Origin of the sequence: Paraburkholderia sp., from assembly GCF_036488505.1 — a bacterium.
Taxonomy (GTDB): Bacteria; Pseudomonadota; Gammaproteobacteria; order Burkholderiales; family Burkholderiaceae; genus Paraburkholderia.
The window spans coordinates 1-3442 of record NZ_DASXHN010000130.1 but is presented as its reverse complement, the minus strand read 5'-3'; the positions used below and the strand labels follow the sequence as shown (position 1 = coordinate 3442).

Here is a 3442-nt window from a genome sequence, read left to right as displayed (position 1 = left end):
CGACGTGCTGTACACCGGCCGCACCGTGCGCGCCGCGTTGAACGAGCTATACGACTATGGACGGCCGGCGTCGGTCGAACTGGCGGTGCTCGCCGATCGCGGCGGCCGTGAGTTGCCGGTAGCGGCGCGCTTCGTAGGCGGGGCGGTCGAAGTGCCCGCGGACGCGACGCTCGTTCTCGCGCGAGATGACAGCGCCGGTCAACACCTTACGTTTCACACCGAAGCACGCGCCGATTGAGCGCAAGGTGCACGCCATGCGTTTGCACCCGTGTGTTTGCACACCACGCTGCTGCGGCTGGATCATCGCCGACGCGGCACAGCCGGTCAGTCCACGCGTCATCCAAGTTGGCGCGTACACGCCGTACACGTTTGATTCAGGTACACCATGAATACCGCTACCCAGGTTCCCCAAGGCCCTCAAGGTCCTCATGACAGCAGCGGCACGCCTGCACCGCCCGAGCGCTTTCGCTACGGCTTCCTGAAGGGCAACCCGCAGCTCACGAAGAACGGTGAGCTCAAGCATCTGCTGACCATCGAAGGCTTGCCGCGTGCCATCGTCAATCACATTCTCGATACGGCCGAGCAGTTCGTGAGCGTGACGGACCGCGAGGTCAAGAAGGTGCCGCTCTTGCGCGGCAAGTCCGTGTTCAATCTGTTCTTCGAGAACTCGACCCGCACCCGCACCACCTTCGAGATTGCAGCGACGCGACTGTCGGCGGATGTGCTCAATCTGAACATCAACGCGTCGTCGACCAGCAAGGGCGAGTCGCTGCTGGACACCATCAACAACCTGTCCGCCATGCACGCCGACATGTTCGTGGTGCGTCATGCATCGAGCGGCGCGCCGTATCTGATCGCCGAGCACTGCGCGCCGCACGTGCATGTGATCAACGCGGGCGATGGCCGGCACGCGCACCCGACGCAGGGTCTGCTCGACATGTACACGATTCGTCACTACAAGAAAGATTTCACGAATCTGCGCGTGGCGATTGTGGGCGACATCCTGCATTCGCGCGTGGCGCGTTCGGACATCCACGCACTGACGACGCTCGGTGTGCCGGAAGTGCGCGCCATCGGTCCGCGCACGTTGCTGCCGGGCGGTCTCGAACAAATGGGCGTGCGGGTGTTTCACAACCTCGATGAAGGCCTGCGGGATGTCGACGTCATCATCATGCTGCGTCTGCAGAACGAGCGCATGAGCGGCGCGCTGCTGCCGTCGGCGCAGGAGTACTTCAAGAGCTGGGGCCTCACGCCCGAGCGTCTCGCGCTGGCGAAGCCGGATGCAATCGTGATGCACCCCGGCCCGATGAACCGCGGCGTCGAAATCGATTCGCAGGTGGCCGACGGCCCGCAGTCGGTGATCCTGAACCAGGTGACGTTCGGCATTGCCGTGCGCATGGCGGTGATGGGGATCGTCGCGGGCAATCACGACTGAACGTCAGCCGCGCGCGCAGCGTCGCGAGCGGACACAGGCAACGCATACAAAGGCAGCGCATGAAGATTCATATTCAAGGCGGCACGCTGATCGATCCGGCAGCCGGCACCGAACAGCAGCAGGACATTTTTATCGCGGACGGCAAGATCGTCGCGCTCGGCAATGCAACGGCGGCACCCGCGGATTTTCAGGCGGCGAGGACGATCGACGCCAAAGGCCTCTCCATCGCGCCCGGTCTGGTCGATCTCGCCGCGCGTCTGCGCGAGCCAGGCTACGAATACAAGGCGACGCTCGAATCGGAAATGGCTGCGGCGCTCGCGGGCGGCGTGACGAGCCTCGTGTGCCTGCCGGATACGGATCCGGTGCTGGACGAGCCCGGCCTCGTCGAAATGCTCAAGTTTCGCGCGCGCAATCTGAATCAGGCGAATGTGTATCCGCTCGGCGCGCTGACGGTGGGCCTGAAAGGGCAGGTCATCACGGAGATGGTCGAGCTGACCGAAGCGGGCTGCATCGGTTTTTCGCAGGCGGATGTGCCGGTGGTGGACACGCAAGTGCTGCTGCGCGCGCTGCAGTATGCGAACACGTATGGCTACACCGTATGGCTGCGTCCCGTGGATGCGTATCTCGGCAAGGGCGGCGTGGCGGCGAGCGGCGCGCTGGCGTCGCGGCTCGGCTTGTCGGGCGTGCCGGTTTCGGCGGAGACCATCGCGCTGCATACCATTTTCGAACTGGTCCGCGTGACCGGCGCGCGCGTGCATCTGTCGCATCTGTCGTCGGCGGTGGGCGTCGAGCTGATGCGCGCGGCAAAGGCCGAAGGCTTGCCGGTGACGTGCGATGTGACGGTGAACCATATTCACCTGATCGATCTGGACATCGGTTACTTCGATGCGCAATTTCGGCTCGATCCGCCGCTGCGTTCACAGCGCGATCGCGAAGCGATCCGCGCGGGTCTCGCCGATGGCACGATCGACGCAATCTGTTCCGATCACACGCCCGTCGACGATGACGAAAAGCTGCTCCCGTTCGCCGAAGCCACACCGGGCGCGACCGGCCTGGAGCTCCTGCTTTCGCTGACCATCAAGTGGGCGGACGAGGCGGGCGTGCCGCTCGCGAAGGCGCTGAACCGCATTACCGCCGCGCCGGCCGGCGTGCTGAAGCTGGACGCAGGGCGGCTTGCAGTCGGCGCGACCGCCGACTTGTGCCTCTTCGACAGGAACACGCACTGGCGCGTCGAACCGCGCGCGCTGAAGAGCCAGGGGCATAACACGCCGTTCCTCGGTTATGAATTGCCGGCGCGCGTGCGCACGACGATCGTGTCCGGACAAGTGGCATTCGAACAGCGCTAAGTCTTAAAGCCAAAGCCTCACCGCACAGACCGACACGGAAAGCTCCAACGATGAAGCTCGCATTTCGCAAGGCCCGTCTGATCATGCATCTGCTGCACGGCATGTGGACAGTCGCGACGCGTTTTCCGCGCGCTAGCGCCGCCGAACGTGAAGCACTCAATCGCGCCTGGTCACTGAAGATGCTGGCACTGTGCGGCATGCGCCTCGTCGTGCATAACGACAGCGCTCGCCTCGATGCCGGCGCGCTGGTGGTGGCCAACCATGTCTCGTGGATCGACATCTATGTGATCAACGCGTGGCGGCCAACGCCGTTCGTATCGAAGGCGGAGATCCGCAACTGGCCGGTGGTGGGCTGGCTCGCGCAGCAACTGGGCACGGTGTTCATCCAGCGTGAGAAGCGCAGCGATGCAAAGCGGATCATGCATGAACTGGCCAACCGCTTGAGCGCGGGCGAATTGATGTGCGTGTTTCCCGAAGGCACGACTTCCGATGGCCGCGCGCTGCTGCCGTTTCACGCCAATATGTTCCAGGCGGCGGTGTCGGCGGCGAGTCCGGTTCAGCCCGTCTGTCTGATGTACGAAGATGCACAGGGACGGCAATCGACGGCACCCGCGTATATCGACGATCTCACGCTCGCCGAGTCGCTCGACGCGTTGCTGCG

3 protein-coding genes and 1 pseudogene are annotated in these 3442 nt (G+C 64.1%); all 4 read left to right on the top strand.

All coding sequences use genetic code 11. From position 1 onward, the window contains the following. Positions 1 to 238, top strand: a pseudogene (locus VGH68_RS07330) (bifunctional pyr operon transcriptional regulator/uracil phosphoribosyltransferase); the annotation flags it as partial. A 147-nt stretch (positions 239 to 385) separates the two neighbouring features. Continuing rightward, on the top strand, positions 386 to 1435 hold the full coding sequence (locus tag VGH68_RS07325) for an aspartate carbamoyltransferase catalytic subunit (RefSeq protein ID WP_331602889.1): 1050 nt from the start codon (positions 386 to 388) through the stop codon (positions 1433 to 1435). 59 nt (positions 1436 to 1494) lie between these two features. Continuing rightward, a complete protein-coding gene (locus VGH68_RS07320; protein ID WP_331602888.1) occupies positions 1495 to 2781 on the top strand; it encodes a dihydroorotase in 1287 nt (428 codons plus the stop codon). A gap of 50 nt (positions 2782 to 2831) precedes the next feature. Beyond that, on the top strand, positions 2832 to 3442 hold a 611-nt coding region (locus tag VGH68_RS07315; RefSeq protein ID WP_331602887.1), incomplete at its 3' end, for a lysophospholipid acyltransferase family protein.